Here is a 26,388-nt window from a genome sequence, read left to right on the forward strand (position 1 = left end):
TTTTTGCGGATTACCATTCATCGGGTACACGTACCGCGACCACGTCGGCCTTAGCGCAGAGGCGCCCGTCACTGCTGAGTTCACAGTGCAGGATAGTTTTCTTGGGGCCGCGCTCGACAATGGTGGCTTCCAAGAGTACTGGTTGATCAATAGCGGCGGGAGCCAGGTATTTTATGTCCAGCTTGCCGGTGGCAAACCAGATCTTGTCTCCGCTACCTACCTTGCGACCAGCCTGCAGATAGCCATCGGCGATAGCGGTACACACAGTGTGGCAATCGATGACTGTGGCGATAATGCCACCGTTCAAATATTGAGCGGGCCCTGCATTGTGGTAAGGGCTGGGAGTGAATAGACAGCGGGACTTATCCGGCTCTACCCAATAGCTTTTAATACGCAGGCCTTGGTCATTGTCCGGCCCGCAGCCAAAACAGTGGTTGCCTTGAATCTGATCCTGAATGGCGATTTGCTCAGTCATAACTATCCCTCGCTGTGGACGCGCATAGTAACGATTTGCGCCAGGGAGGGGAAGAAACTAACCTTGCGGACCTGCAATAGAGTTACCCAAATTATTTGGACCTAGATACATGGAAATATACGGCTTTTGCGCCCCCGGTTTTGAAGCCCTTTTAGAGGCTTTCGCAAAGAATTTTCGCGAGTGTGGAGATACCGGTGCCGCCTTCGCGGTGCGCCAGCATGGCGAGTTGATCTGCTCCCTGTGGGCGGGCAGCGCCGATCGGGATGGGGAGCAACCCTTTACCGAAGAGACTCTGGTCAATGTGTTTTCATCCAGCAAAGGTGTACTGGCACTGCTAGCTATGCAGCAAGTACAGGCTGGCAAACTGGATCTGGATCGCCCGGTTGCAGACTATTGGCCGGAATTTGCACAGCACAAAGAATCTGTCACCGCGCGACAATTACTTAGCCATCGCAGTGGTTTGGTCGCTTTTCGCGAGCGGGTTAAAGACAACCTTATTTACGATTGGCAAGCGGCCTGCGATGCGGTTGCCGAAACAGCCCCCTGGTGGGAGCCGGGTAGTGAACAGGGGTATGCGCCTTTTCTCTACGGCTGGAGCCTGGGCGGCCTGATCGAACGGGTTGCTGAAAAACCTCTGTTGGAACTTTATCGGGAAATGCTAGCCAAACCCCTCAATCTCGATGGCGGCTTTGGTGCGCTGGGGCATAGTTCAAGCCGAATTGCCGATGTGAGCCCATTGAAACAGCCATTGCCGGAGTTGCGTGAGAATGCCATTGGCCGGGCAATTAAAGAGGATCGCAAAGGCCCCGTGGCCATGGCGTTTAGCAACCCCGTTAGCTTGATGATGGGCACCAATAGCCCCGAGTGGCGCGGTGCCCTGATTCCTGCAGCCAATGGCCATTTCAGTGCGCGGGATCTTGCTGCAGTTTACGGGGACCTGGCGGGGGGAAATCCAATTACCCTGGGGCAAAAATGGGTCGATGAGGCTTCACGAGAGCAGAGCCGTGGGCGGGATAAAGTATTGCAGGCCGAGGTGAGTTTTGGCTGTGGCTTTATCCGTAGTACTCAGGCGGCCGATCTGCGTTTTGGTGGAAAGCAAGGTTTTGGTCACCCTGGTGCTGGGGGCAGCGTCGGCTTTGCCGATCCGGAGCAGGGACTGGGGGTGGGTTATATCACTACACGACTGGGGCAGAGCCTGTTTATGGATCGCCGCGCAGTTAGCTTGGTCGAGACTCTGTACGGATTATTGAAATGACAGAAGACGTTTTAAAACTGATGGAGCGAATCGACGAGCTGGAGACTCGCTTGGCTTTTCAGGAAGATACGATTTCTCAATTGAATGATGTCATTGCACGCCAAGATGCGGATATTCGCTCTGTAGTAGCAAGAATGCGTGAGCTTGGAGAGAAGTACAGCGCGCTGACCTTTGAAATGCAGGCTGGCGGCAAGCCAGTCGACGAAAAACCCCCTCATTACTGAGGAACATTAAAAGCAGGGCAATAAAGTAGGCGGGCACGCCACTTGATTGCCTTAATAATATGCTGGCGCAGAAATACAAATTTGCCGGCTTTGATGAAATTTATGTCGACAGGCATCGCCAAAATTTATTGAAAATAACTCGATGTCACTTCGGCGCTGCCTTAAGTATTAAAGCGTCTAAAAAAGTTTGTATTGTATCGTCTTTGCTATTGACAAACTTTTCCACACTCAATAGTGGGCTAACTGGCGCTCTAGTATTTATCGGCCCAGCTGGTACATAATTTCTTGCGTCGCCTATAACTCGTTGTTTTTAAAGAGAAAACTAGAGAGTTTAAAAAATAAACAAATCGCTGTAAGCGAGAGTCAATGCCGCCTGGCGGGGACCTTCGTTTATTAATGCACAAAGTTATCCACAGAAGCTGTGGAAGAAGTTTGCAGCGTTTACTTTTTGTGCAGCAACTTAGTGCGAAAGTGCCGCAAGCTGGAAATTCGATGCTTGCAATGGGGACTGGTCAATAGAACTGGTAATGGCTTCGCCGTAATCTTCACATAATTTGGTTGGGTTGATTCAGCCGCCGGTCAGCTTTTAGCTGGATAATGCCGGCACTGTGATGGAGCACTGGGTTCAGTGCGTCCCGATACCCATTTATTAAAAGTGCGTTAGGAGAACCAATAATGAAACATTGGGTAGCAATTCTCGCTATGGGCTCACTGGTAGGCTGTTCCACCCTGGATCCCTACACCGGTGAAAGCAAAACCAGTAATGCCGCCAAGGGGGCCGGAATAGGTGCCGTAGCAGGTGCTATTGTCGGCGTGGCAACAGCGAGTAAGAAAGACCGCAAGAAGGGAGCTCTGACTGGTGCTCTGGGCGGTGCCGCGATTGGTGGTGGTATCGGTTACTACATGGATCGCCAGGAAATGGCTTTGCGCCAGCGTCTGGAAGGCAGTGGTGTGAGAGTCCAACGTGAAGGGGACAACATTCGCCTGATCATGCCGGGCAACATCACTTTTGGTTCCAATCGCTCAGATATTCGCACGGATTTCTATGACACGCTCGAATCCGTAACGGTAGTTTTGCAGGAGTTTAATAAGACCGCCATCCGCGTGAGTGGCCATACCGACAGCACTGGTTCCGACGTGTATAACCAGTCCCTGAGTGAGCAGCGGGCTAACTCTGTGGCGAGCTTCTTCAGCCATAACGGCGTTTCTTCCGGCCGCGTACAGGCTGTTGGTTATGGTGAGCGCTACCCGCTGGCCAGCAATAGTTCTGAGTCTGGCCGTCAGGCCAACCGTCGTGTTGAGTTGGAGTTACTGCCTCTGTAAACACTTTGTGCAGCGGGTAAACGGCTGCACTGTCAATCACTGCGTCTCGATAACCCCAAGCCCAGGTGGAAGTCTTGTTCGCAGTGAAGTTACTTTTCTTTTTCAGCTAATAAAATTCCAGTTGAAGCCCTTCCCTCTGTATAAATCTTCTCCTTTCGATTTCTATTAGGCACTGAGTTGCACAAGGTTCTAGCGGATACCCTGGACGTTTTTTGCACCCATATAAGTTTTGCTCCGACAAATGATTCCGGTGCATAGCTGAAGGCTAAAAAACCCGGCGACTGGCTGGTTGGCTGTGCTATCTCTACATCTACTAATAAGTAAATAGTGGAGCAAAGCCGTGAGTCATCGCCTGTTCAAATGGAAATCCTTATGGGTCTTTGCCTTAGTGCTAGTGGCCATCCAGGTTTTTGCCTGGCAGGAGGAAATGGCGGAATCCAGCACTAACCTGGAGGTCCGATTTGGCGCGGCTGCCGTAGTGGCACAGGTGGAGGTCATTGGTATTCACCGGGATGTAGACAGCGCGCTGTCGGAGCCGGGTGTCACGGCGATTTCAGGCTATGTCTATTCCGCGGTGCCAGGCCAAGTCTGGAAAGGTATTGTGGCGGACCAAATTACCTTTCGCCTGGGGTTGGAATATTGCGACAAGAAGCTTGAAAAGGGCGAGCGCTATCTGATTTTTGCCAGGCTCGATAGCTACGGCAGGTTGCAGTTGCAGAGCTGTGATTCCGCGGTTGTTGAATCGGAGGCTGAGGCACTGTTGGCTGAGCTCAATGAATTCAGCTCCCAAGGCTGATTTCTCCAAAAAGCCGCACTCATTAGAATATTCAGTTGTAAGTCGCGGGCCAGTTACAGCAATCCAGACTCTTCTGCGTAACCCCCGAGCCTTGAAGAACCCTCATGCCGGGTTATTCTTATCATTATTGGCGCCACCTTCTTTGGCCGATTGAAGTTGAACTTCCTTTGCTTCGGCGTCAAGAGGCTGCAAGGCCAGCGATTATCGCGCGGAAGTAGGTTCCCAGAACCCTGGGGGCTGGCCAAGCAAGAGCGCAATTCTTGTAACTGCCTGGGGTCGAGAGGTCGATATATGAAGAAGCTATTGATTCCACTGATCATCCTGCTGCTGATCATCGGATACTTTATGTCGCGTAGCGGCGAACATAAGGCCAAGGAAGCCTACGATTCGATGAACACTCCCAATAGTGAGCAGATGAATGACAGTTCCAAGCCACCTGGCAGCGGAAGTGATTCAACTACTCCCAATAGTACTACCACGCCACCAGACGGTATGGGTAACCCCGATGCACAGATGCCACAAGGCTCTGGGCAGACAGATCCAACACCGCCTGGGGGGAATGGCTCCAGCAGTGGGGAAGGCCCGGATACTATGGGGGCTGGATCGGGGGCTGGATCGACAGGGGATGCTGGCGCCGCGGGTGCTCTTCGTGGGCGTCCTGGTGAGCCTGGCGCAGAAGGGGACTCTGCAGATACGCCCAATGCAGGTTCAGATACCCCAGCGGGCAGCGTAGCGGAAGATGCCGCCAATGAGGCCCAGAAAGCTGTGGAAGGTGCAGACAATATGGATAGCACTACACCGGATGGCGATAGTGAGATGGATCAGGGCGTGGACAACAACGAAGACCAGCCCTAGTAAAAGGATTATTAGATACTCAGTTAATAAGGAGATATTGCGGGCCACCTGTTGAGGCGGCCCGCAACCTGTGCAAAATGATCGAACATAAATGGCTACAGGGACATACCGTTTTACAGGTTCGGCCGCGTGGAAAATTTACCGCAGAGGATTTTCATCAGCTGGCAGAAAAAATAGATCCGATTATTCGCGAGCAGGGCAGGATAGAGGGTTTACTGATTGACGCTGAAGATTTTGCGGGCTGGGAAAATTTTGTCGCGATGGTCTCGCATTTTCGCTTTGTACATAATCACGAGAAGCATATCCAGAGGATTGCGGTGGTGTCAGACAACCCGGTTCTGAAATTTATGCCGCACCTGGTTTGCCATTTTATCAGTGCGGAGGTTCGGCCTTTCCCCCTAAATGATTATCCTGAAGCCCTGGCATGGTTAAAAAATCCGGGTTAGCATCGCGCACCGTTTAACTGTTATATGGAGTGCCGGTGAGTCCAGTCTTGGCCATTATTGCGACGACTTCCGCAGACCTGCCCAACGCCCAGGAATTATCCAGTCAACTCAACCTTCCCTGTTTGGGTGTTGCTTCCCCCAGCGAAATTAATGAGGTTCCCCAAGTATTAGCTTGTGGAGAGCAGTTGCAACTCTGTGCGACCGGGCGCAAAGCACCGGGGCCAGTTTCTGTCGATTTCGTTGGTGGGGCTTTGGCGCACCGACGCAAATATGGTGGGGGTAAAGCCCAGCCAGTTGCCAAGGCTGTGGGTTTGCGCCCTGGTTTTTACCCTCGCGTATTGGATGCCACTGCCGGGTTGGGCCGTGATGCTTTTGTCCTGGCGACTCTGGGCTGCGAAGTGAAGATGCTTGAGCGCAATCCGGTTGTGCGCTTGCTCCTTCAGGATGGCTTGCGGCGATTGCAGGAGGCTGCCACTGCCGACCCGGAATTGGCCGCCATTGCTGGGCTTTTATCTTTGGCCGATGATATTGCACCGGCCGCAGACTGGCTGGCCCAGCAGAGTGAGGAATCTTGGCCGGTTGTTTATCTGGACCCCATGTTTCCGCCCCGGGGCAAAAGTGCCAAGGTAAAAAAAGAGATGGTGGCTTTTCATCACTTGGTTGGAGAAGACCTGGACGCGGACGATCTGCTAGAGCCGGCGCTCAGGGCCTGTTATTACCGCACCGTGGTCAAACGTCCCAAGCTGGCACCATATCTTGCAGATAAAAAGCCAATGCTTTCTTTTGAAGGGAAGTCAGGGCGTTTCGATATTTATACCAAGCACGGTGTGCCGGGGTAATAGGCGGATTTTAAATAGAGTTGGCACCTACTAGTATTTTTGGATTTTCTACACCTTAAGTCATTGCCTAACTTATCTACACTGGCAGATAGTCATTCGCTAAGTACCTAATCCGATAGAGTGGGGGGGTAGCTGTGAGGCGTAACATCGGCGAATCGCAGCAACCAGATATATCCAACCGTAAAATATTCTCTGCCAGCGCTCTAGGCTTTCTCACCGCGGCAACGATCGTAACCAGCCTTCGCAATTTGCCCATGATGGCGCAGGAGGAGATGACGATGTTTTTCTACATCGGCATTTCCGCCCTGTTATTTTTGATTCCGGCAGGACTGGTGGCAGCCGAACTGGGCAGTGCTTTCTCCGACCGCACCGGCGGTGTTTATACCTGGGTGGGAGAGGCTTTTACGCCCAAAATGGGTTTTGTCGCTATTTGGCTGCAATGGGTGGAGTGTGTGGTCTGGTATCCCACCGAGTTGGGGTTTGCCGCAGCCGCTATTGCTTATGCGCTCGGAGAGCAGAATCTCGCCAGTAATACCTACTATATCGGCGGCTTCTGTATCGTTGCCTACCTTATTGCCACTGCTGTCGCCCTTTCGGGAACCAGGTTTCTGGTGGTAGTCACCAAGTATGGATTCCTGGTGGGAACATTCATGCCTTGTTTGATTCTTATTGCCCTGGCAGTGGGTTGGGTGGTGATGGGAAACCCCTTGGGCTGGGAAACCGCTACCGACCCGGCTGTAGCTGTAAGGGAAGATGGGCAAGTACATCCACGCTGGTTTCCCCACATTACTGGTCTCGGTGCAGTAGCCTTTCTTGGAGGGATACTGCTCTCTTTCGCAGGAATTGAGGCCCAGGCCAGCCATGTCTCAGAAATGCCCAACGCCCGCCGTGGTTATCCGGTTGTTATTGGCATTGCCGCTGCCGTTTCTTTTCTGATCTTTACGCTTGGGGCGCTCGCCATTTCTGCCATCCTTCCCTATCAACAGATATCTATAGAGACGGGGTTATTCACAGCGTTTGGTCAGGGGTTTTCCCAGTTGCTGGGTATTGGTTGGCCGGTTCAGATTCTGGCGGGATTGATTGCTTACGGTGCCCTCGGGGGAGCCCTGGCTTGGTTAGCCGGTCCCAGCAGAGGGCTATTGGCCACCGCCCAGGATGGCATGCTGCCCCCCTGGTTTCAGCGGGAAAATGCTCGCGGCGTACAGAAAAATATCCTTTACGCCCAATGCTTGATTGTCTTGCTCATCTCATCGATTTATATCCTGGTGGATAATGTATCGACCGCCTTTGTTTTGATCTCGGTCATGGCGATAAGCCTGTATATCATTATGTACTTAATGATGTTTGCTGCGGTTATCCGTTTGCGCTACACCCAGCCAGACCTTCCCAGGGGTTTTAAAATTCCCGGTGGAATCCCCGGCGTTTGGATTACTGCAGGCACTGGCATGGCCGCAGTTTCTTTTGCGCTGTTGGTGTCCTTTTTTCCTCCTCAGCAGCTTTCAGTGAGTGACCCCAGGCTGTATGTAGCTTTGGTCTTTTCCGGAATTGTTATTACGGTGACTATTCCGCTATTTATTTTCTACTTGCGTAAGCCTTCCTGGCGTAAAGAGGGTGGGCATAAGCAGCAATCTTTTTCCGACATTAACGAGTGACAAGGAGGTCGGTCGTGAAGCAAAAGTCGCCATTCGATATGTTTTTCGATGAATACAATGAGGATATCCCCGAGGATCATTTCCCCAGGGGGAGTATCTCTGCGCATGCGGCGGAAGCGATTGTTACCAGTGAGACCTGGTCTGATGCCAAGCCGGCCATGAATCTTTCTTCTTTTGTCACTACATTTACCGAGCCAGAAGCTTTCGATGTCGCTAAAAAACATTACCTGAAAAATTATATCGACCACGATATGTATCCGCAGTTATTTGCTATGGAAGCGCGTATGGTGCGCTGGCTGCATCAACTGTGGAATGGCCCTAAAGGAGTGGAGCCCTATGGCGCTGCAACTATAGGTTCCTCCGAGGCTTGTATGTTGGCGGGATTGGCCCATAAATGGAACTGGCGCAAAAAGAGAGAGAAGGCCGGCAGGGATGCTTCCAAGCCAAACCTGGTTACCGGGGCCAATGTTCAAATTGTCTGGGAAAAATTTATGCGCTATTTCGATGTGGAGCCGCGCATAGCAGCCCTAAAGCCTGGGCATTACCGCTTTAATAGCGAGCATCTGGATGAGCTGGTAGATGAAAATACCATCGCGGTGGTGGCGATTGCCGGGCAGACTTTCACTGGAGAAGACGACGCCTTTCGCGCTATCCATAATTGGTTAGACCGCTACCAGCAGAAAACAGGTCATGATATCCCAATGCATATTGATGGTGCCTCTGGGGGATTTGTAAACCCGTTCTTATACCCCAACTATCAATGGGATTTTCGCCTGCCGCGGGTGAAATCTATTAATGCGTCGGGGCATAAGTTTGGCTTGGTGCCACCGGGGCTAGGCTGGGTGATTTTTCGAGAGCGTTCCGTTTTTGATGAAGATCTGATGTTTTATGTCAATTACCTGGGTGGAGAGATGCCCACGGCAACTTTGAACTTCAGCCGGAATGCATCACCGGTTGCCTATCAATACTACAACTTTATTCGTCTCGGTTTCGAAGGTTATAGAGATATTATGCAGCACACTTTGGCGAATGCGCAGCAATTACGCCATCGTCTGGTAGAAAGCGGCTACTTCGAAATTATGAATAAAACCCAGCGTATTCCTGTAGTGTCGATGACCCTGAATTCTAAATATACCAATTTCAATGAATACGATATATCTGACAAGGTACGTGAACGCGGCTGGGTATTATCCGCCTATTCAATGCCGCCTAATGCTCAATCGGTAAATTGCTTGCGTATTGTAGTGCGCCCACACCTTAATCTGAATGCGATTGAAGGCCTTGCTGACGATATTATCCATGCGTGTGAGTGGCTAGAGCAGCATGGGGGTAATGCCACTCCACCAAAATTGCATGATCCTCATAAGGTAGCGGCGAGTAAATGTTAAGAATTTGAGATATCTCTGTAATGATTATTTAAATAATCGATGAGTAAAAAAGTAGAGCGACTTAAATTGTTCTGCAGAGAAGATCGAATTCAACGGTAAATCCTATGGAAAGGTGTGTGCTGAACAGTGACTTGCAGGAACCGGAAGGCCCGGTCTGTTTGCCTGATGGTCAGGTATTTGTTGCTGAAATGTCGAGCGCACGGAATTGTGTTAGTCGCATTGATATACGAGGAGGATATCATCAGGTCGGCCATCCCGGCTGGCGGCCCAATGGAATGGCGATCGATGGCGATAGCAATTTTTGGATAGCGGGAGGCGGGGGGAAAAAGCTGGTACGCATGAGGCCCGATGGAACAGTCCTCAATACTTATCAGGGACCTGCAGATCGCCCCTATCTTTGGCCCAATGACCTGGTATTTAGTCAAAATGGTTTGCTGTATATGACGGACTCCGGCATTGATCCGGATAGCTTTGTTGAGGGGCAGGCAATCCGCCCTGACTTCCGAAAGTGTGATTATGATGGGCGGGTATTTGAAATTGACCCTCGTAATGGCCGCGTATTACGCTTAGTAGATACGGGTTTGTTATTCCCAAATGGCATTGCATTTGATGCCGATGACTTACTGTATGTGGCAGAAACCCTAACAGGAAATATCTACCGCTACGATCTCAGCTCCTCAGCCCTCGGTGAATCTGAGCTATTTGGAAATGTTAACCTGGGATCACCAGAAGAATTTATTGGGCCTGATGGAATGGCTTTTGGTGATGATGGCCGCCTTTACTGTGCCGTATTTGGTCAGGGTGATGTGAGTGTTTTAGATCACGATGGCAGGGTGGCTGAGCGCATTCCGACTTGCGGGAAGCGCCCCACCAATATCGCTTTTTGTGAAGATCAAAAGGGTGGGGCAGTGGTGACAGTTTTAGATGCTGGTTGCCTGGAGTGGTTTGGTCTGCCCTGCCGAGGTAGATACCTCTATCGTCCTAAGATACAAGATTTATCTAGGGGACAATAATTTTTAATAATGAAACAGTGGGGTTGATTGGTCTTAGCTGCTAAATTTCCTTGGTCAATGTGACTGCCTTTCGCGTTTAAGTCTTGCTCAGGGTCAATAGCCTGTGATTCTCTAATTTCTTCTCGAAGGTTATCGATTTACCTGAGTGGACTTTGTATAACCATTTAAAAAATTTTAATTCCTTATTTTAAATTGGTGTGCTGTTTTCTATTGTTTTCATTATTTAGTTTCTTGTTGCTTGTTTGGGTGATGCAGGATTTACAGGTTAAAAAATATGACTGCTTGGTGGTTGTGAGTCGTGATTTATTTGAGTGAGGCTGTATAAAAATTTGAACTTTTCTTGCATATTTTGATACCTAATTTTTAAAACTGTTTTCTTTTTTATTACGTTAATTTGGTTTTTTTTATCTTTAACGCCATTTTAATGAAATTGCATCCCGACTTTTATTGACCGAGAAGTCAAAATAAATTTCAGGTCAGGTTTTTGGTTTGTTTAAAAAATATGCGCCTATTATACTCCGCGCTCCCTCGGGATCAGTGTATTTAAAGGGGTTTGCTGTGATCCGAGGATGCTTATTTTTAAGAAGTTTTAGTTAGAAAATAATACTTCTAAAGCGTAGTTATAAGGTATAAGTCTCCATTTTTTGCCTTGATAGATTGAATCCCCGTTGATGTCTTTGTAGAGATATTTATGCGTATTTCGTTGTTTTTTCTGTTGGCTTTTTGTGCCGCTTTCTCTTCTAAAGTAGTTGCAGCTACGGGGATTCAAAAAAATGGATATACCATTTATCAGGGTGATATCGACGATGATGGCCGTGAAGACTTATACTTTGAGTATAATCGTCCATTAGTTCTTTTACATGGAGACATTGTTACCCCTCTGGTAATGCCTCAGTTACCTAATTTTGTCTTGTACTTAAACAAGGACAAGGAAAGTTATGACGATCCGTTAGAGACGACTCTTACCGATTTGGAAGTTGCCAATCTTCAAAAATTAGAAAAAAACCTTTCCTTATTTGGCGATTTTAATGGTGACGGTGCAACAGATTTGCTCCTTCTTGCCTCTATGCCTCTGATTATTCATGCACAGGGAAATGGCTTGCCAGCGCTTATTCAAACTCTCTCCACCGATAACAGTGATGACACAATAGCTTATGCGGCAGCAATCCTCGCCAGTGTAGGTGTCGACTCTATTGTGATACAGGATAAGAATGAAGATGGCAGAGAGGATATCACTGCGGGGGACTTTGTTTTTCATGCAGACGAATCCGGCGCTTTTGGTGAATATTCCACTCCAGCCACTATCCAATCGCCCAATATGGCTGGGGCTTCTGGTGGGCAGTTCCGGGTCAATGAATCCGGCGCGGCAACCTACTCCTTCCCAATCGCAACTGCTGCAGGTACAGCGGGAGTTGTACCAGAAATTTCACTGAACTATAGCAGTGGTGGAGGCAATGGCCTGGTTGGTAAAGGCTGGGCTATTGGTGGCCTTTCTGGGGTTTCCCGCTGCCGCCAGACACTATCAATTGATGGTAATGTTCGGCCTATTAACTGGACCGAATCAGATAGATTCTGCCTCGATGGTCAGCGCCTAATACAAGTTAGTGGCTCTCAATATGGCGCAGTTGGTGCGGTATATAAAACTGAGATGGATTCTTTTGCCACAGTCACATCAATAGGTGGCAGCCTTGGTAAGCCGTCTTATTTTAAAGTGGAACGTAAAGATGGATCGATCAGTTACTACGGGAATAGTAGTGATTCCAAGCAACTTGCAGGGAGCAATGTACTCACTTGGGCACAGAATCGTTTTGAGGATAGTGTTGGTAATCCAATCGAGTTTTTGTATGAGGGTGATTCGGAGTCAGGGCACCGAGTTCGGTCTATCCGCTATGCCTATGGTTCGGGCTCCTATGAAGCGGAAGTAAGATTTTTCTATGAAGACCGCCCAGAGCACCTTCGGGGCTATACCGCAGGCTATGAACTTAAAACCACTCAGCGCCTGGAAAAAATCACCTCCAGCTCTAATGGTAAAGTAATTCGTGAGTACAATCTGGGGTATAACCCAGTTCTGCCCTTCATTCCCAAGGAAAATTATAATGATCGAACTTCCTTGCTGACATCCATACAGGAGTGCGTAGGTTCTAGTTGCCTCCCTGCGATCAGTTTCGAATGGCTACAGGCGCCATGGCACCAATTTGGAGAGAAGTGGGAAGCTATCGATTTCTCGCCCACTAAGCACCGTTTCCTATCTGATTACAAGTACGCCGATTTTAACGGTGATGGTAAGCAGGATATCGTCTGGATCGAAGGGTACGATGATGATGGGAACGATACGGATATTCGCGTTAAATATGCGATTTCATATGGTTCAGTTTTTGTAAAGCAGGACTTTACCGGCGGCGTGTTCACTTCTGAGTACTTTACCGGCGCTAATGTTGGTGAAGACTTCGCTATCCGGGTATTGGATTTTAATGGTGACGGTCGCCATGATCTGGCCATATATGACCCACGCTCCAATTATGGTGGTCTCCCTGCGAACACTTGGCTTGTTTATCTAAGTCGTTACGATACCGCGAGCAAGCGCTGGAAATTGGATTCCAGGCCAATTACTACCCGTAGAACCAATAAAGATGTCATTTTTGCCGACTTTAACGGTGATGGCCTGGCCGATTATATTTCTATTAGCTACAGCAGCAGTTCTGGAGCGAAAGTTGTTGTACGCCTTTTAGAGTCGGCAGGGAGAGAGGTGTCAATTAAAAATTACTATAAATTTAGTGATGAATACACCAGTTACCCATTGAATATTTCTGGCGCTGCCAGTATGAAGTCCAGCGGACGTCTGCCCGATACCTTGGGCGATTTTAATGGTGATGGCGCTATGGATATTCTGGTGGCCACTTCCGCTGGATTCGAAGCCGCCGTATTTGATCAAGAAGCGAAGGAATTCCGCTCTATCGGCGTGCTCTCGACGACGAATACTTCAAAAAGCCCTATTGCAATAGATATTAATGGCGACGGTCTCACGGATATTGCCTACCCTGGGAATTCCGGTAGCTTTTATAGCATGCTCAGCACTGGCACAGGCTTTAAGGATTTGGGATACCTTGGAAGTAGCAGGGGCTCCTTTGTAGACCTGAATAACGATGGTTATCAGGATTTCGTCTGGCCGGTTTCTTCTCCTTGGAATGATGTGAAAGTTCGCTACTTTGATCAAAATACCGGCGAATTTATTGACTCTTCCGATAGCAGACTTTTTGATCATCTCTCTGATTGCTCGGGCAGTGCTACCTATTGTGGCACTATAGCTTCAAATGACATGATATGGTTTGCGGACACGAATGGCGATGGAGAAGCCGATTATCACCGCTATGATGCTTCTAGTGGTATCGTTTACACCCGCCTGGATAATACCCGCGATTCTCAATATAAAAATATTCCGCGCAATGTAATTAATAAGATAGATAATGGCCTTGGTAATATTACCAATATTACTTATCAGAACATGCGCTACGACGAGCTTTACACTCGTTTGGATGTAGCAACGGAAGGCAGCACTGATGCTTTCTATACCGCACTGAATGGCGATTGGGATTTACCTGCGGATAGTCACACCTTAGGTAAAGATAAGCCGGTATTGGATATTCTGAGCCCTATGTACCTGGTTGCTAAGGTGGAAAGTTCTGCCCCTGCCGCCGCTGCCGCACCGGGTTCTGTTAACCAGTCTGCCCTCAGCTCGGTTTCCTACCACTACCATCAGATGAAACTCCAGGCCGCTGGCCGGGGTATGTTGGGTTTCCAGAAAATTAGCACAACCGATAACCAAACCGGCGTAGTGACGGAAACTACCTACCGTCAGGACTTCCCCTTTGTGGGCATGCCGCTAAAGACCGAAACCCGCACTGCCGATGGGCAGCTGCTCAGCCGGGCGAGCAACAATTGGCGTCTACAGGGCTGGAATGGTAGTGGGAAACCACTGCCGCCTTATCAACCTTATATTTATCAAGCAGTAGAAGAAACTTATGACCTGAAGGATGCCGGTAGCACCCAGGGAGAATTGCTGCAAAGCGTTACCACCACAAACAGCTACGATGCCTATGGCAATGCGCTCAGTATCGACGTTGTCACAAAAGACGGCATCTCCGGCGACCAGTTTGTTAAGAAAACGGAAAATACCTATGGCAGCAGTGTCTGGGAAAAAGAAAAGGGCCGCCTAACTGCAACAAAGGTGACCAGTACTCGCCCGGGTATGCCCAGCCATATCCGCGAGTCAGCCTTTACTTATTATGCATCGGGTGTGCTCAACGGTCTTTTAAAAACCGAGGTTATTGAGCCTAATAAGCCAGAATACAAGCAGACTACCGCTTATGAGTATGACAATTTTGGCAACGTTAATAAGAAGACGGTAACTGCTCCCGGCGAAGCCGCTCGTAGTGCAAGAACGGTGTATGACCTTTCCGGCCGCTATGTGTTTGAAAGCTACAATGCCCTCGATCACCTAACCGAAAGGGTGGTTTCCCGAAATCACTTTGGCGCACCGCTGGAAGTGAAGGGGATGAATGGGCTGGAAACCGGGTTTGCCTACGATAAGTTCGGCCGTGAAACCATCAGTCAGAGTAATACCGGCGCGGATAAACTGACGGACTATGAGCGCTGTGTTATCGCCTGTCCGGCCGGTGCACAATATATGGTGACCACTCATAGCAGTACCGGTAGCTGGAGTAGGGAATACTTCGACGCACTGGGGCGCTCTATAAGAACTGAAACCAAGGGCTTCAACAGGAAAATCTATACCGATAAAGAATACGATAACCTGGGCCGCGTGAAGTTTGCCAGTGAGCCTTATTTCTCTGGTGATACCCGCCTATGGTCCAAAATGGAGTATGACCTGCTCGGCCGCCCAAGCCGTGTCACTGCGTCTGATGACTCTGTGTCCAGTATGACTTATAGCGGCCTAAAGACGATCACCACCAATGATAAAGGCCAGCAAAAAACTGAGATCAAAAATGTGGCTGGTGAGTTGGTAGAAGTCATCGATGCGATCGATGGCCGCCTCACCTACGAATATGACAGCCAGGGTAATCTGCATAAAGCCAAATCTTGGGGCAAGGCGAATACTGCCGGTGCACATATCGATGAGGGCGACGGTCTCAGTTATCCCATTGTGGTCACAATCGAATATGACGATCTGGGCCGTAAAGTCCGTATGGACGATCCCGATAAGGGAGAGTGGCACTACGAATATACCGGCTTTGGTGAGTTGAAAAAGCAAACCAATGCGAATGGCCACACCGTAGAGTTAACCTACGACCAATTGGGCAGACAGTCCACGCGTATTGAAAAGTCTAAAGGCTCTAGTGCCCCCTCTAGCGATGTCTCCTGGTTCTATGACAGTGCCGCCAATGGTTTGGGCCAGGTGGAGATGGTCATGGACAGCGTCTCTGGCTATCAGGTGGTGTACGAATATGACCAGGTAGGCCGAAATCATATCCAGGCGGTGGACTTTGATGGGGCTGGTACACAACCCTCTTATGTCACCACCACGGTATTTGATGGCCATGGTCGTGTCGAATACAGCTACGATGCGCTCGATAGCATGCTCGATGGTGGCAAATCAGGGACTCATAATTTCTACAATACCTATGGATATCTCTACAAGGTAGTAGATCTGGCCACCGGAGACCTGATTCAGGAAGTGAAAGCCCAGACTGCTCGCGGCCAACTGAAAGAGCAGCTATTGGGTAACGGCGCAACGTCTAATTTTACTTACGAAGCTGCCAGCGGCCGCCTAACAAAGCAGACCTCTACGGTATTGGGAACCTTTGGTATCCAAGATATCAGCTACCAGTGGGATACCCTCGGCAATCTCACCAGCCGTCACAACCAGAGTGGAAGCAAGGATCTTCGAGAGAGCTTCTGCTATGACAAGCTCAACCGTTTGATTAAAACCCACATAGGTAGCAGCAACGTCAACTGTAGTGGCCTCAGCGTCTCCGAACAGGATATCCGTTATAACGCTATCGGCAATATCACTTTTAAAGCCGGCGTAGGGGAGTATGTCTATGGTGAAAATGGTGCTGGCCCCCATGCGGTAACAACCGCCGGAGGCGTTAGCTATAAATATGACCTCAACGGCAATATGACTTCCGATGGCTTTGATGGTGGCCGTACTATTAACTACACCACCTTCGATAAAGCCTCCCTGATTAAAAAGGGAAATAACACCACTGAGTTCCTCTATGGCCCCAGCCATAGCCGCTACTACCGCAAGGACACCAATAGTAGTAACGGGGAAGTGACAGAGACCTGGTATATCGGCGGTATCGAGCGTATCCAGAAGTCCAGTAAGCCCAATGAGATCGAGTGGAAGCGTCACTTGCTGGGTACGGCGGTCTATACCGTAAAAACCGACAAGGAATTCAAGGTACTCTCCACCGATAAGCTGTTCCTCTACAAGGACCACCTGGGTTCCATGGACCTGATTACCGATAAGGCCGGTAAGGTGGTGCAGGAAATGTCCTTCGATGCCTGGGGGCAGCGCCGCAATAGCGCCAATTGGAATACGTTATCCCTTACGGCGCTATCGAACTTCGATCACAGCCGAACCACCCGTGGTTACACCGGCCATGAAATGCTGGATGAGGTGGGGCTGATTCATATGAATGGCCGTATCTATGATCCGCGTTTGGGGCGCTTTATGCAGGCGGACCCGTTTGTTCAAGCCGCTGCCGATACACAGATGTACAACCGCTATAGCTATGTACGGAATAATCCGCTGAATACAACTGACCCAAGTGGATATTTCGCTTTTAAAGATGTGCTCAAAGTGGCTGCTGTGGTTGCACTATCGGTAGTGACTTATGGCGCAGCGACTGCTTACCTGGCAACAACAGGATTAGTTTGTTCTATCAATGGATCTATTATTGCTAGTGGTTTGGCCGGTGCTGCTGCGGGCTTTGTTAGTGGCGTTTCGGCTGCGGCATTAAGTGGGGCATCAGGTGGAGATGTTCTAAAGTCGGGAGTAATTGGAGCGCTATCCGGCGGCCTTTTTGGCGCAATTGGGGGAGCCTCCTATATGATAGGTGATACTGCAACTGTTTTAGCTCATGGAATGACTGGCGGGATAATGAGTGAGCTTCAGGGTGGAAAGTTTGGGCATGGCTTTATTAGTGCAGGATTTACAAAATATGCAAGCTCCAGCTGGATATCAGCAGTCGGCGGGAAAAGTATGGGGAGTATTCTTGGGCGCACAACCATCGCTGCAACAGTTGGAGGAACTATAAGTAAAATTACTGGCGGTAAGTTTGCCAATGGTGCCGAAACTGCAGCATATGCCCATTTATTTAACCAGGAAAGTTCAAGCCTCGCACAAAAAGCGTCTGAAGTTGGATCTGGTATCAAGTCTTTCTTTAGGGGGGTACATAGGTATGCCAGGCATGAATCTAGATTGTTGGGAGGGTATGGAAAAGGTGAGCAAGTGCAAGCAACAACTGTTGAGAATATGCTGCTAGGAGAGGCTATTGGATTATCACTTCATGCGAATCAACAGGTTTTGAACAAGGGTTGGGATGCAATTTTAGATAATGGAGAGTTGCTCTTATCCAGGCAGCTTACGGCAATTGGATCAGGGTATCTTCTGGGGGGAGGGGCCGGCCCATCTCTAAGTTTCGTAGCTGGTATGGGGGATGTTTATTTTAATATTGAACAAATTGCCAAAGATAATCAGATTTTCTTTGATACTGTGGATGTAACTCAGCCGATTCTTCCGCAGCTACCTGAAGCCACACGAGAAAGAGTCTCGAATAGACTTGATGGGATCACTAGCAGGATTTTATTGGGTAAGTAATTGAAGTTGATGGGTATGAAATGTAAAAACTGTGGAAGAAATGGTGTTTCTTCACTTGATGTTATTGCTTATTCAGTAAGTGGTAAAGTTAGATGTAATTTATGTGGAGAAGTCTTTGCTCTGAATAAGCTTGTTAAGTTCTCTTACTTGACTGTTGAGGGGGCGGCTTTGCTTATTTTGTCGGTATGCTCAATCTACTTACATTCACCTTGGCCGATACTGTTGACGATTCTTCTAGGAGGAATTTGCAGGGTGTTTCTTTTGCCTTTACTTTTCCGTACGGTGGATGGGAAGAGGCGAAGGAGGCAGAAATAATTGGAGTCAAAGTAAAGTATTGGCGTTATATGGCTCTTTGTGAGAATAGTAGGATTCTGGGTAAGTGGTCGGTGCTAATTTGGCTTTCGAGAATGACTTTTTATAGTGTATTTTGATGGCTAGGTCTTTGATAGTTTTAATAGTGCTTCTCTGTGGCTGTTCTCAGGCACAATCAGATACTGGGCATTCAGATTTGAGTGGAAAGGTATCTGGTTTTATAGATGGGGCAGAATCAACTTTGATAAAGTTGATTCCGGAAATGCGTAATTATTCGAATGGTGAGCCTGTCTATACTGATAAGTTTTTATGTTCTATAGATCCTGATACAAGTGAGAGGGAAAAGTATTTGTTTATAAAAAATTCTTTGCTCTTGATGACAGGAGAGGAGTTTCCTTGTGAGCGAGGTATAGATGCTTATAGGCGATACTTTACATTAGAAGATGAAGCTCTTTACTGGGTATCGTTGGCGTCAGGAAATGAGAGGTTTCTCAATTATTTTGAGAGATTAAACGGTGTTTGTAAGTTGAGTGAGCGGTACCCTGAGTCCTTAGAGTTTCTAAAGTACCGTGGTCATAAAGATATTGCTGAAAGGCTTGAGATTAAGTGGCTGGGTTGTGATCGGCAATAGCTAACTTTTACTGGGGTAAGAATAAAGTATTGGCGTTATATGGCTCTTTGTGAGAATGCTAGGGTTGGGGGTGAATTGCCGATGCTGGTTTGGCTTTCGAGAATATCTTTTTGGCCAGGTAAGGCCAAGTTAAAGGCAAGATAAGATCTGTCTTATTTTCTTTGAGCTGTTTTTATTGTTTCGTTTGTGGTTTTTTGGAGGTTGGTGTGAAAAAAGCATCCATTTTATTGTTTCTTTTTATTCTATCGGCAGAGTCGTTAGCTGTGACTAATATTGGTCTGGTTGATAGGATTTACCCTAGTGGCGAATCTGTAAAATTCCGGTTAAAAGAAGATTCGTGTAATGGCTCTCTTAATGAGTACTATGAATTTGCACTTGATTCTGAAATTAAAAAAGCATGGTTCTCTATATTGCTATCAGCGGCAGCTACAGGTGCTGAGGTTGCAGTGAGGGTTGAGGTTTGTGAGGGTAATAGAAAGTCAATAGATTATCTTTATCAGGATTTCTAACCTCTTAAATTTCCAAGTGGGCTTTGTGATTTTTTATCGGCTGAAGTTTTAATGCTTGATAATAAGGTTTTGAGGCTACTCTGGTAGCTTTTGGTAGGGTGGCAATCAGTATGTCAGGTCTTGCCTGTTAAGTGCTGTAAGTATGGTTTGCGGAATTTTTTTATGAAAAAAATTATTTTTGTCTTTTTATTGTCTTTTGTTGCTCAGGCTTCTTTGGCGGATACTTCCACTCCGTTAATTACTATTAAAGCTATTGGTACCGGCTGGGGGTCAAGTGACCTTTTTATTGAGTCCAATGAAAATGTCATTGTGGAAGATTGTTCAAATGTAAGGTTGAAGGTAAGTTCAACCAATCCGATGTTTAACCATATCCTCTCCATAGCACTCTCCGCTTACCATACCAAGTCGAAAGTAACCCTTAGGGTGAAAGGCTGTGATGGAACCGATATGAATGCAGTGGCGATCAAGATTACAGACTAATCCCTTAAGCTCTTAGGCTTATGAGTGTGGGCCAAATAGAATCCTGCGTGGTTAGGATTTGTTGTTGAGTCGAATGATAGTATCGGAAGTTTTTGTGAAAAAATATATTTGCGTTTTTTTGTTGTTCTTTATTTCTCAAGTTGCTATGGCGGATACAACTACGCCTCCAATTACCATTAAAAGTGTTGGGATAGGTTGGGGCTTGGCCGAGCTCTATATCGAGTCTAATGAAAATGTCATAGTGGAAGACTGTGCTTCTGCAAGATTAAAGGTCAGTTTAACTAACCCAATGTTTGATCATATTCTCTCCATAGCACTCTCCGCTTATCACACCAACTCGAAGGTGACCCTTAGGGTGAAAGGCTGTGATGGCAGCGATATGAATGCTGTCTCTATTAGAGTTTCTGAAGACGTTTAAGGTTTGTGGTAATGATAGATGCAAAGGCAGTGGTAAAGACTAGCTCTGTTGCCGGCTGCCTATAAGCTAGGTAAGTCAATGAATTCTAAATGACCTGATCAAGTTTATTCAGAATTTATAATGTGGCTTTCCCTATAAGCGCTGGGTGTTACTCCACCCCAACGCTTAAAAGCTTTTCCAAACGCACTCTCATCCGTGTACCCAAGCGCTACAGCGATTTCCAGGTTGGTTTTTTCCCCCTCTCTTAACCACTGTTTTGCATAATAGCTGCGTACCTCATCCTGTAGTACACGGAAGTTAAGCTGTTCTTCTTGTAATTTTCGCGCTAGGTGCCTTGGGCTAAGGCAAAGGCGCTGTGCGACCTGTTCACGTGTTAAGTTTGGAGTTTGCTGCAGCAATAGGGTTACTTTCCGATGCTGGGTTTTCTGTGTAAGTGCCTGTAGGAGGGCTTCTGCCTTTGGCTTTAAACAGGCCTCCACTTCTTTATCTGCGGCGATTAATGGCAGCGACAGATCTTTAGTGGGGAATTGGATTGCCGAAACCCCTGCATTAAACTCAACGGGTATTTGTAACAGTGCCTGATAGCGTTGCTGCAGGGCAAGGCTAGGCGCAGGGTAGGCGAGCAGTAGTTTAAGGGGCTGAAACTTCCCACCGGTTAAAATTCGGGTTTGCGCAATACAGGCAGCGAGCACCGTTTCTACCCGGATTTGTGCGAAATTCAGGAAGTTGGGGTGGTAGCAGAGGTTTACCGAGAACGCATCGCGTCGCAGTTCAAAGTGCCCACCTTCGCCCAGCAGTGGGTGGTAACTAATCAGTTGCTCTATCGCCTCTCCCAAATCTTTTTGCGTCATCAGCAGGTAACCTACTAGGCCGATTTGGTTGGCCTGCATGGCAAGCCCGAGCTTAATACCCAGTAAAGTGTCGGGGTAGCTATTGATTACCGACTCCCACAGCCGCTCCTGCAGATGAATAGAGATGCGTTCCTTCTGGTGTATTTGGGACAGGATTCTGTTGGTTTCCCCAGGTATAGGGAGATCCATGCTGGCTAGAGCCTCTAGTAAAGCTTTGGTATAGCTCAGATTAACGCTTCTGGTGTCGGTCAAATCCATTATGAATGTCCCAAAATAACCAGTACCTGCCCGATAATGACGATCCTTAGGGTGTTTGTCACGATATATTCCTTCTGACTCGGCTCTTAAACAAGTCAACAGGGAGGGGTAACTACCGTGAAACCTTACGCCGTAATTGGTGCCGGCCCTATGGGGCTTTGCACCGTTCGAAATTTACTCAAGCATGGTATTCCCTGTATCGGCTTTGAGTTGCACGGTGATGTGGGTGGCTTATGGGATATTGATAACCCCACCAGCACTATGTATGAGTCGGCCCATCTTATTTCCTCCAAGAAAATGACTGAATTCGCTGAGTTTCCGATGGGGGAGAGTGTTGCTGACTACCCAAGCCATCGGGAGATGCGGGATTACTTTTGCTCCTATGCGAGAGAATTTGGCCTTTACGGCCATTACGAGTTCGACACAGAAGTTTTGAGATGCGAGCGCAGTGGAGAAAACTGGCTGATTACCACTCGTAGAAAGTGGCAGGAAAGAACTCGGGAGTTTAGCGGATTACTCATTGCCAGCGGCACTTTGCACCACCCCAATCAACCCGCACTTCCAGGCCAATTTAGTGGGGAGTTGTTACATTCTGCACAATACCAGTCCTCTGAAATCTTTGCTGGAAAAAGAGTCCTGTTGATTGGTTGTGGCAACAGTGGAGCGGATATTGCTGTAGACGCAGTCCATAAAGCGAAAAGCGTTGATATCAGCCTGCGCCGAGGCTATTACTTTCTGCCGAAGTACATAGCCGGTAAGCCTATCGATCAGCTGGGCGGCAAGCTTCGGTTACCGCTCTTTGTTAAGCGGCGCCTTACAAAAGCGCTGGTCAAATTCTCTTTAGGCAGCCCATCTCAATATGGTTTGCCAGAGCCCAATTACCGACTCTTTGAATCCCACCCGGTAGTCAACTCCTTACTGCTGCATCATATTGGCCATGGCGATATCAACCCTAGGTCTGATATCAAATCGGTGCATGGGAATAAGGTGAAGTTCTCAGAGGGTGGATGTGGAGAATATGACCTGATCGTACAGGCCACCGGTTACAAGTTGCACTATCCGTTTATCGATAGCAGTGAACTGAACTGGAGTGGTTATGCACCGAGCCTGTATCTGAATGTATTTCATCCTGAATCCGATAACCTATTTATGATGGGTATGGTGGAGGCGGCTGGATTGGGCTGGGAAGGGCGTAACAAGCAAGCAGAGCTTGTTGCCCTTTATATTCGCCAATTAATTTCTGGTGCGCCGTCTGCTAGTAGATTTAGGAAAATCATCCAGCAGAGATCAGCAAATCGTGTAAACGGCGGTATGCATTATCTGGACCTTGAGCGCATGGCGTATTACGTACACAAAGACGCCTATTTAAAGGCACTCAGAACGCACAAGGCAGGTTTGCAAAAAGACCTGCTACCACGAGAGGAGGTTTTTCATACAATTAGATCAGAAGCGACTTCCTGACAGGAGCCTCAGAATGAACAAACGGGTTTTGATTACTGGGGCGGCGGGATATATCGGTCATCAGCTCGGGGAGCAATTGAGGAAGACTTTCCCTGTGATCGGGGTGGATATTCGAACTAGAACCGCAAGTTTTCCCGTTCTGGCGCGGGATATTTGTGATAAAGACCTTGGCCAGTTTATTCAGGCGGAATCTATAACCCATGTGATTCATCTAGCGTCGGTGATGGCAGCGGGCCGTGATCATGCTGCTGAATACCGTATAGATGTGGAAGGCACAAGGAATGTATTAGAGGCTTGTCTCTACGCTGGGGTTGAACATATCACTGTGACAAGTAGCGGCGCCGCCTATGGTTATTATCCGGATAATCCGCCCAAACTCGAAGAGCATCACCCTTTGAGGGGGAACCCTGAATTTGGCTACTCCAATAACAAGCGTAAAGTAGAGGAGTTGCTGGCTGAATACCGTGAGCGGTATCCGTATCTCAAACAGCTGGTTTTTCGCGTGTCTTCTGTGTTGGGTGCAAAGACCAATAACAAAATCAGCGCACTTTTTAGCCGAAAAGTACTTCTGGATCCCGGTGGGCACAATTCCCCCTTTGTTTTTATCTGGGACCAGGATGTGATCCGCGCACTTACGTTTGGTGTGAGTACTGGGGCTAGTGGCATATTCAATCTAACCGGTGATGGCAGTCTTAGCCCCAGGGAAATAGCTCAGACTCTGTCTAAGCCACTGGTAAGGCCACCAGTCTGGCTGATAAAAGCGGTTCTCTGGCTGGGTTACAGCCTCTACTTAACAGATACCCACCCAGGCCATGTAGCCTTTTTGCAATACAGACCGGTATTGAATAACCGCCGCTTGAAAGAAGAGTTGGGCTTTATTCCGGAGAAGACTTCCAGAGAAGTCTTCCGCCTGTTTGCAGAAAAATCTCTCGGCATTGTAGCGCTCTCCAGTAAATCGCCCTTGCTTGTGGAGGACAGTTGAAATGGACAAAAATCAGCCGGAAAATTTACAGAAGACTTTTGTGATTACAGGGGCTGCCGAAGGCTTGGGTTGGGCAATTACCCTGTGCCTTGCAAAAAAATATAGAGCTGAATTTGTTCTGGTCGATATTTCAACCGAAAAACTTCGCCAAAGAGAGGCCCAGCTTAGGGCTCTCGATGTTCGGGTCAGAATATATACCGTTGATCTATCAAATTATTTGGCCGTAGAGGAGCTGGTTGAATCCTTACAGAATGAGTACTCGAGAGTTGATCTGTTGGTAAACAATGCCGGCATTACGCATCGAAGTCTCTCTTCACAAACGTCCAGCACGGTTATTCGCAAGGTGATGGTGGTGAATTACCATGCACCGGTAGAGCTTACTCAAGGCTTGTTTGCGGGGCTAAAAGCGGCCTCTGGCTGTGTGGTAAATATCAGTTCAATGGCTGGATGGATGCCGGTATTGGGGCGCGCGGGCTATTGTGCAGCCAAGAGTGCATTGCACCAGTATTTTGAGGTGTTCCGTGAGGAAGTGCGGAACGATGGAGTTAGTGTATTAATGGTTTACCCAAGTTTCCTGGCTACAGCGATTGAGCAAAACGCTCTAGCTGGAGATGGTGGGCAGGCCAGGCACCAAAGGAGCACCGTGGGAGCGGTGCGTAGCCCTGAGTGGATGGCCAATCAGATTTTGACGTCACTGGAAAAGGGCAGGGAGCGTTGGTTTCCAAAAGATATAAGCCTGATTGGAGCCTACTTGTACAGGCTGGCCCCGACGACCTTTCTCAAACAGTTAAGAAGGCGCTTTCGTATGGAGCTAGGTACCACTCCCTAAGGTACAACTCCCTAGTGGGAGCACTCTAGGACGCTGAGTGAACTATAGCTTAGGAGGAAAATCTTTAAAGTAGGCCATTTATAATACAGCTATTGAGTTATCTGCTTCATTCCTTCCCTTAATTTCTATTTTTATAGACAAGAGTTAGCTTTAGGTGCTACTATCCTGATAGCTGGTATAAACGCCCAGTTTTTATTTTAGTTCAACTCGTAGTTTTAGTCATAATCCTTCGTTCTGTCTCTTTTAAATTCTCAGTTTTTGCCCGCTCGACCAACAGGTCAACTATGATCAATTTATTTTCTCAGGATATTTATTATGTCTAACACAACGACTGGTACTGTTAAGTGGTTTGATGAAGCCAAGGGTTTTGGTTTTATTGCACAAAAATCCGGCCCCGATGTTTTTGCACACTTCAGCAATATTGCCAGCAGTGGCTTTAAAACATTGCAGGAAGGGCAAGCTGTAGAATTTACAGTGACCCAGGGTGCCAAGGGCCCTCAGGCAGAAAATATTATTTGCCTTTAATTTTTAAGTCTTATTGCTTTTTAGTGATGGCTTGTTTATCGCCCTTTCGAGTTTTGCTCGTAAGGGCGATATCGTATAAATTGTATATATAGTTTATTCTATTTCTTCGAGTAGCCAATCAAGAAACACACTAATCTGCTTGTTATTTATATTACGGCCTGGGATTACTGCGTAATATGAAAGCCCTTCAGCCTTTTGCTTTATAGCTGTGCTTTTATACGGCAACAACCATCTGTTCTGTAAGGCATTCTGAATTAGTAGGGAACTGACTAAAGCAATCCCCTGGCTAGCCAATGCGGCTTGTATGACATGATACTCCTGATCATATTGACGAATGGTAAGGTTTTTATTGAAGTCGCCAAGTAAGGATTTCCAACTGAATGGGGTTAAAGATTGGTTGATCCATTTGGTTTCTAATAGCTGCGCCTGCTCGAGGTCGGTTATGTTTGCTAAGTAGTTCCGCGTAGCATACATACCCACTGATTCAGTAATAAGCCTTGTACTATTTTTGGCTTTTGGATCAAATTCACCGTAGCGAATAGCTACATCAATGTGTCGGTCGCGCTCAATATCATCTATCTGTTCACCGGTCGAAATGGATATCTCGATACCAGGATGCTTCTGATAAAAGCGCTCCAGGTGGGGAACCAGCCACAGAGCCGCAAAAGATGAAGTTGTACTGACAGCAATCACACGATTTGAGTTAGCGATTTCACCTATTGCTGCGGCAAGTTGCTGAAAGGCTCGTGAAGTTGTTTCTGCGAGTAGCCTTCCTTCTTCTGTTAATTGTATTGCGCGGGTTTTACGCTCAAACAGCTGACTGTCTAGCGTTTCTTCCAGGCTTTTTATCTGATGGGATACTGCTGTAGGGGTAATAAAGAGTTCCTCTGCAGCTTTCTTAAAGCTACCGAGCCTCGCAGCCGCATCAAAAACCTTTAAGGAATTGAGGGAGGGTAGGTTTGGATACATGGACTACTCTTCCTTATAGATGAAATTAATTCATCTATAAGGAAAAATATCTCA

Annotated in this window: 22 protein-coding genes; 19 read left to right on the top strand and 3 right to left on the bottom strand. The window is 47.8% G+C overall.

Features of this window, described 5'->3' with window-relative positions; translation table 11 throughout:
- Nucleotides 1–10 precede the first annotated feature (10 nt).
- On the bottom strand, nt 11–475 hold the full coding sequence (locus ACJJIJ_RS06230) for a PaaI family thioesterase (protein ID WP_252085694.1): 465 nt from the start codon (nt 473–475) through the stop codon (nt 11–13).
- A gap of 109 nt (nt 476–584) precedes the next feature.
- On the opposite strand from ACJJIJ_RS06230, the gene ACJJIJ_RS06235 reads away from it, so the two are divergent.
- From ACJJIJ_RS06235 to ACJJIJ_RS06305, 15 genes are all read left to right on the top strand, one after another.
- A complete protein-coding gene (locus tag ACJJIJ_RS06235; RefSeq protein ID WP_444938957.1) occupies nt 585–1,730 on the top strand; it encodes a serine hydrolase domain-containing protein in 1,146 nt (381 codons plus the stop codon).
- Nucleotides 1,727–1,954 carry a SlyX family protein gene (locus ACJJIJ_RS06240; protein WP_252085696.1) on the top strand — a complete coding sequence of 76 codons (228 nt, stop codon included), beginning with the start codon at nt 1,727–1,729 and terminating at the stop codon, nt 1,952–1,954. Before ACJJIJ_RS06235 ends, ACJJIJ_RS06240 begins: the two co-directional genes overlap by 4 nt.
- A 675-nt stretch (nt 1,955–2,629) precedes the next feature.
- Nucleotides 2,630–3,277, top strand: a complete 648-nt coding sequence (locus ACJJIJ_RS06245) for a YiaD family glycine zipper/OmpA-like lipoprotein (RefSeq protein WP_252085697.1) — start codon at nt 2,630–2,632, stop codon at nt 3,275–3,277.
- A 340-nt stretch (nt 3,278–3,617) separates the two neighbouring features.
- Entirely contained in the window at nt 3,618–4,073 is a 456-nt protein-coding gene (locus ACJJIJ_RS06250; protein WP_444898332.1) for a hypothetical protein, read from the top strand.
- A 291-nt stretch (nt 4,074–4,364) separates the two neighbouring features.
- Nucleotides 4,365–4,928, top strand: a complete 564-nt coding sequence (locus ACJJIJ_RS06255; protein WP_444888870.1) for a hypothetical protein — start codon at nt 4,365–4,367, stop codon at nt 4,926–4,928.
- Between the two features lie 77 nt (nt 4,929–5,005).
- Complete coding sequence (locus ACJJIJ_RS06260) at nt 5,006–5,374, top strand: SpoIIAA family protein (protein ID WP_252085700.1); 369 nt, start codon at nt 5,006–5,008, stop codon at nt 5,372–5,374.
- A gap of 35 nt (nt 5,375–5,409) precedes the next feature.
- Nucleotides 5,410–6,213 (top strand): class I SAM-dependent methyltransferase, encoded by an 804-nt coding sequence (locus tag ACJJIJ_RS06265; RefSeq protein ID WP_444938958.1) that lies wholly within the window; start codon nt 5,410–5,412, stop codon nt 6,211–6,213.
- Between the two features lie 134 nt (nt 6,214–6,347).
- Nucleotides 6,348–7,865 carry an amino acid permease gene (locus tag ACJJIJ_RS06270; RefSeq protein WP_444938959.1) on the top strand — a complete coding sequence of 506 codons (1,518 nt, stop codon included), beginning with the start codon at nt 6,348–6,350 and terminating at the stop codon, nt 7,863–7,865.
- A gap of 14 nt (nt 7,866–7,879) precedes the next feature.
- On the top strand, nt 7,880–9,253 hold the full coding sequence (gene gad, locus ACJJIJ_RS06275; RefSeq protein ID WP_444938960.1) for a glutamate decarboxylase: 1,374 nt from the start codon (nt 7,880–7,882) through the stop codon (nt 9,251–9,253).
- 116 nt (nt 9,254–9,369) lie between these two features.
- Nucleotides 9,370–10,266 (top strand): SMP-30/gluconolactonase/LRE family protein, encoded by an 897-nt coding sequence (locus tag ACJJIJ_RS06280; protein WP_444938961.1) that lies wholly within the window; start codon nt 9,370–9,372, stop codon nt 10,264–10,266.
- 691 nt (nt 10,267–10,957) lie between these two features.
- On the top strand, nt 10,958–18,109 hold the full coding sequence (locus tag ACJJIJ_RS06285) for an FG-GAP-like repeat-containing protein (protein ID WP_444938962.1): 7,152 nt from the start codon (nt 10,958–10,960) through the stop codon (nt 18,107–18,109).
- A 430-nt stretch (nt 18,110–18,539) separates the two neighbouring features.
- A complete protein-coding gene (locus tag ACJJIJ_RS06290) occupies nt 18,540–19,052 on the top strand; it encodes a hypothetical protein (protein WP_444938963.1) in 513 nt (170 codons plus the stop codon).
- Nucleotides 19,053–19,258: 206 nt separating this feature from the next.
- Nucleotides 19,259–19,561 carry a hypothetical protein gene (locus ACJJIJ_RS06295; RefSeq protein ID WP_252085709.1) on the top strand — a complete coding sequence of 101 codons (303 nt, stop codon included), beginning with the start codon at nt 19,259–19,261 and terminating at the stop codon, nt 19,559–19,561.
- 162 nt (nt 19,562–19,723) lie between these two features.
- Complete coding sequence (locus tag ACJJIJ_RS06300; RefSeq protein ID WP_252085710.1) at nt 19,724–20,041, top strand: hypothetical protein; 318 nt, start codon at nt 19,724–19,726, stop codon at nt 20,039–20,041.
- A gap of 94 nt (nt 20,042–20,135) precedes the next feature.
- Complete coding sequence (locus tag ACJJIJ_RS06305) at nt 20,136–20,459, top strand: hypothetical protein (protein ID WP_444938964.1); 324 nt, start codon at nt 20,136–20,138, stop codon at nt 20,457–20,459.
- Between the two features lie 104 nt (nt 20,460–20,563).
- Here ACJJIJ_RS06305 and ACJJIJ_RS06310 read toward each other — a convergent pair whose 3' ends face one another.
- Entirely contained in the window at nt 20,564–21,568 is a 1,005-nt protein-coding gene (locus tag ACJJIJ_RS06310) for an AraC family transcriptional regulator (protein WP_444938965.1), read from the bottom strand.
- A 117-nt stretch (nt 21,569–21,685) separates the two neighbouring features.
- On the opposite strand from ACJJIJ_RS06310, the gene ACJJIJ_RS06315 reads away from it, so the two are divergent.
- The 4 genes from ACJJIJ_RS06315 (at nt 21,686) to ACJJIJ_RS06330 (ending at nt 25,365) form a co-directional block, all read left to right on the top strand.
- The gene (locus ACJJIJ_RS06315) at nt 21,686–23,029 is read left to right on the top strand and encodes a flavin-containing monooxygenase (RefSeq protein WP_444938966.1); all 1,344 of its coding nucleotides are present in this window, start codon (nt 21,686–21,688) and stop codon (nt 23,027–23,029) included.
- Nucleotides 23,030–23,042: 13 nt separating this feature from the next.
- Nucleotides 23,043–24,011: an SDR family oxidoreductase gene (locus tag ACJJIJ_RS06320; protein WP_444938967.1), complete on the top strand. Its 969-nt coding sequence runs from the start codon at nt 23,043–23,045 to the stop codon at nt 24,009–24,011.
- 1 nt (nt 24,012) lies between these two features.
- Nucleotides 24,013–24,840, top strand: a complete 828-nt coding sequence (locus ACJJIJ_RS06325; RefSeq protein WP_444938968.1) for an SDR family NAD(P)-dependent oxidoreductase — start codon at nt 24,013–24,015, stop codon at nt 24,838–24,840.
- 315 nt (nt 24,841–25,155) lie between these two features.
- Nucleotides 25,156–25,365 carry a cold-shock protein gene (locus tag ACJJIJ_RS06330; protein ID WP_020412807.1) on the top strand — a complete coding sequence of 70 codons (210 nt, stop codon included), beginning with the start codon at nt 25,156–25,158 and terminating at the stop codon, nt 25,363–25,365.
- 93 nt (nt 25,366–25,458) lie between these two features.
- Here ACJJIJ_RS06330 and ACJJIJ_RS06335 read toward each other — a convergent pair whose 3' ends face one another.
- Nucleotides 25,459–26,334, bottom strand: coding sequence for a LysR family transcriptional regulator (locus ACJJIJ_RS06335; RefSeq protein WP_444938969.1), 876 nt, complete (start codon nt 26,332–26,334; stop codon nt 25,459–25,461).
- Nucleotides 26,335–26,388 lie beyond the last annotated feature (54 nt).

Source organism: Microbulbifer mixtoriginis (SeqCode) (assembly GCF_052467945.1).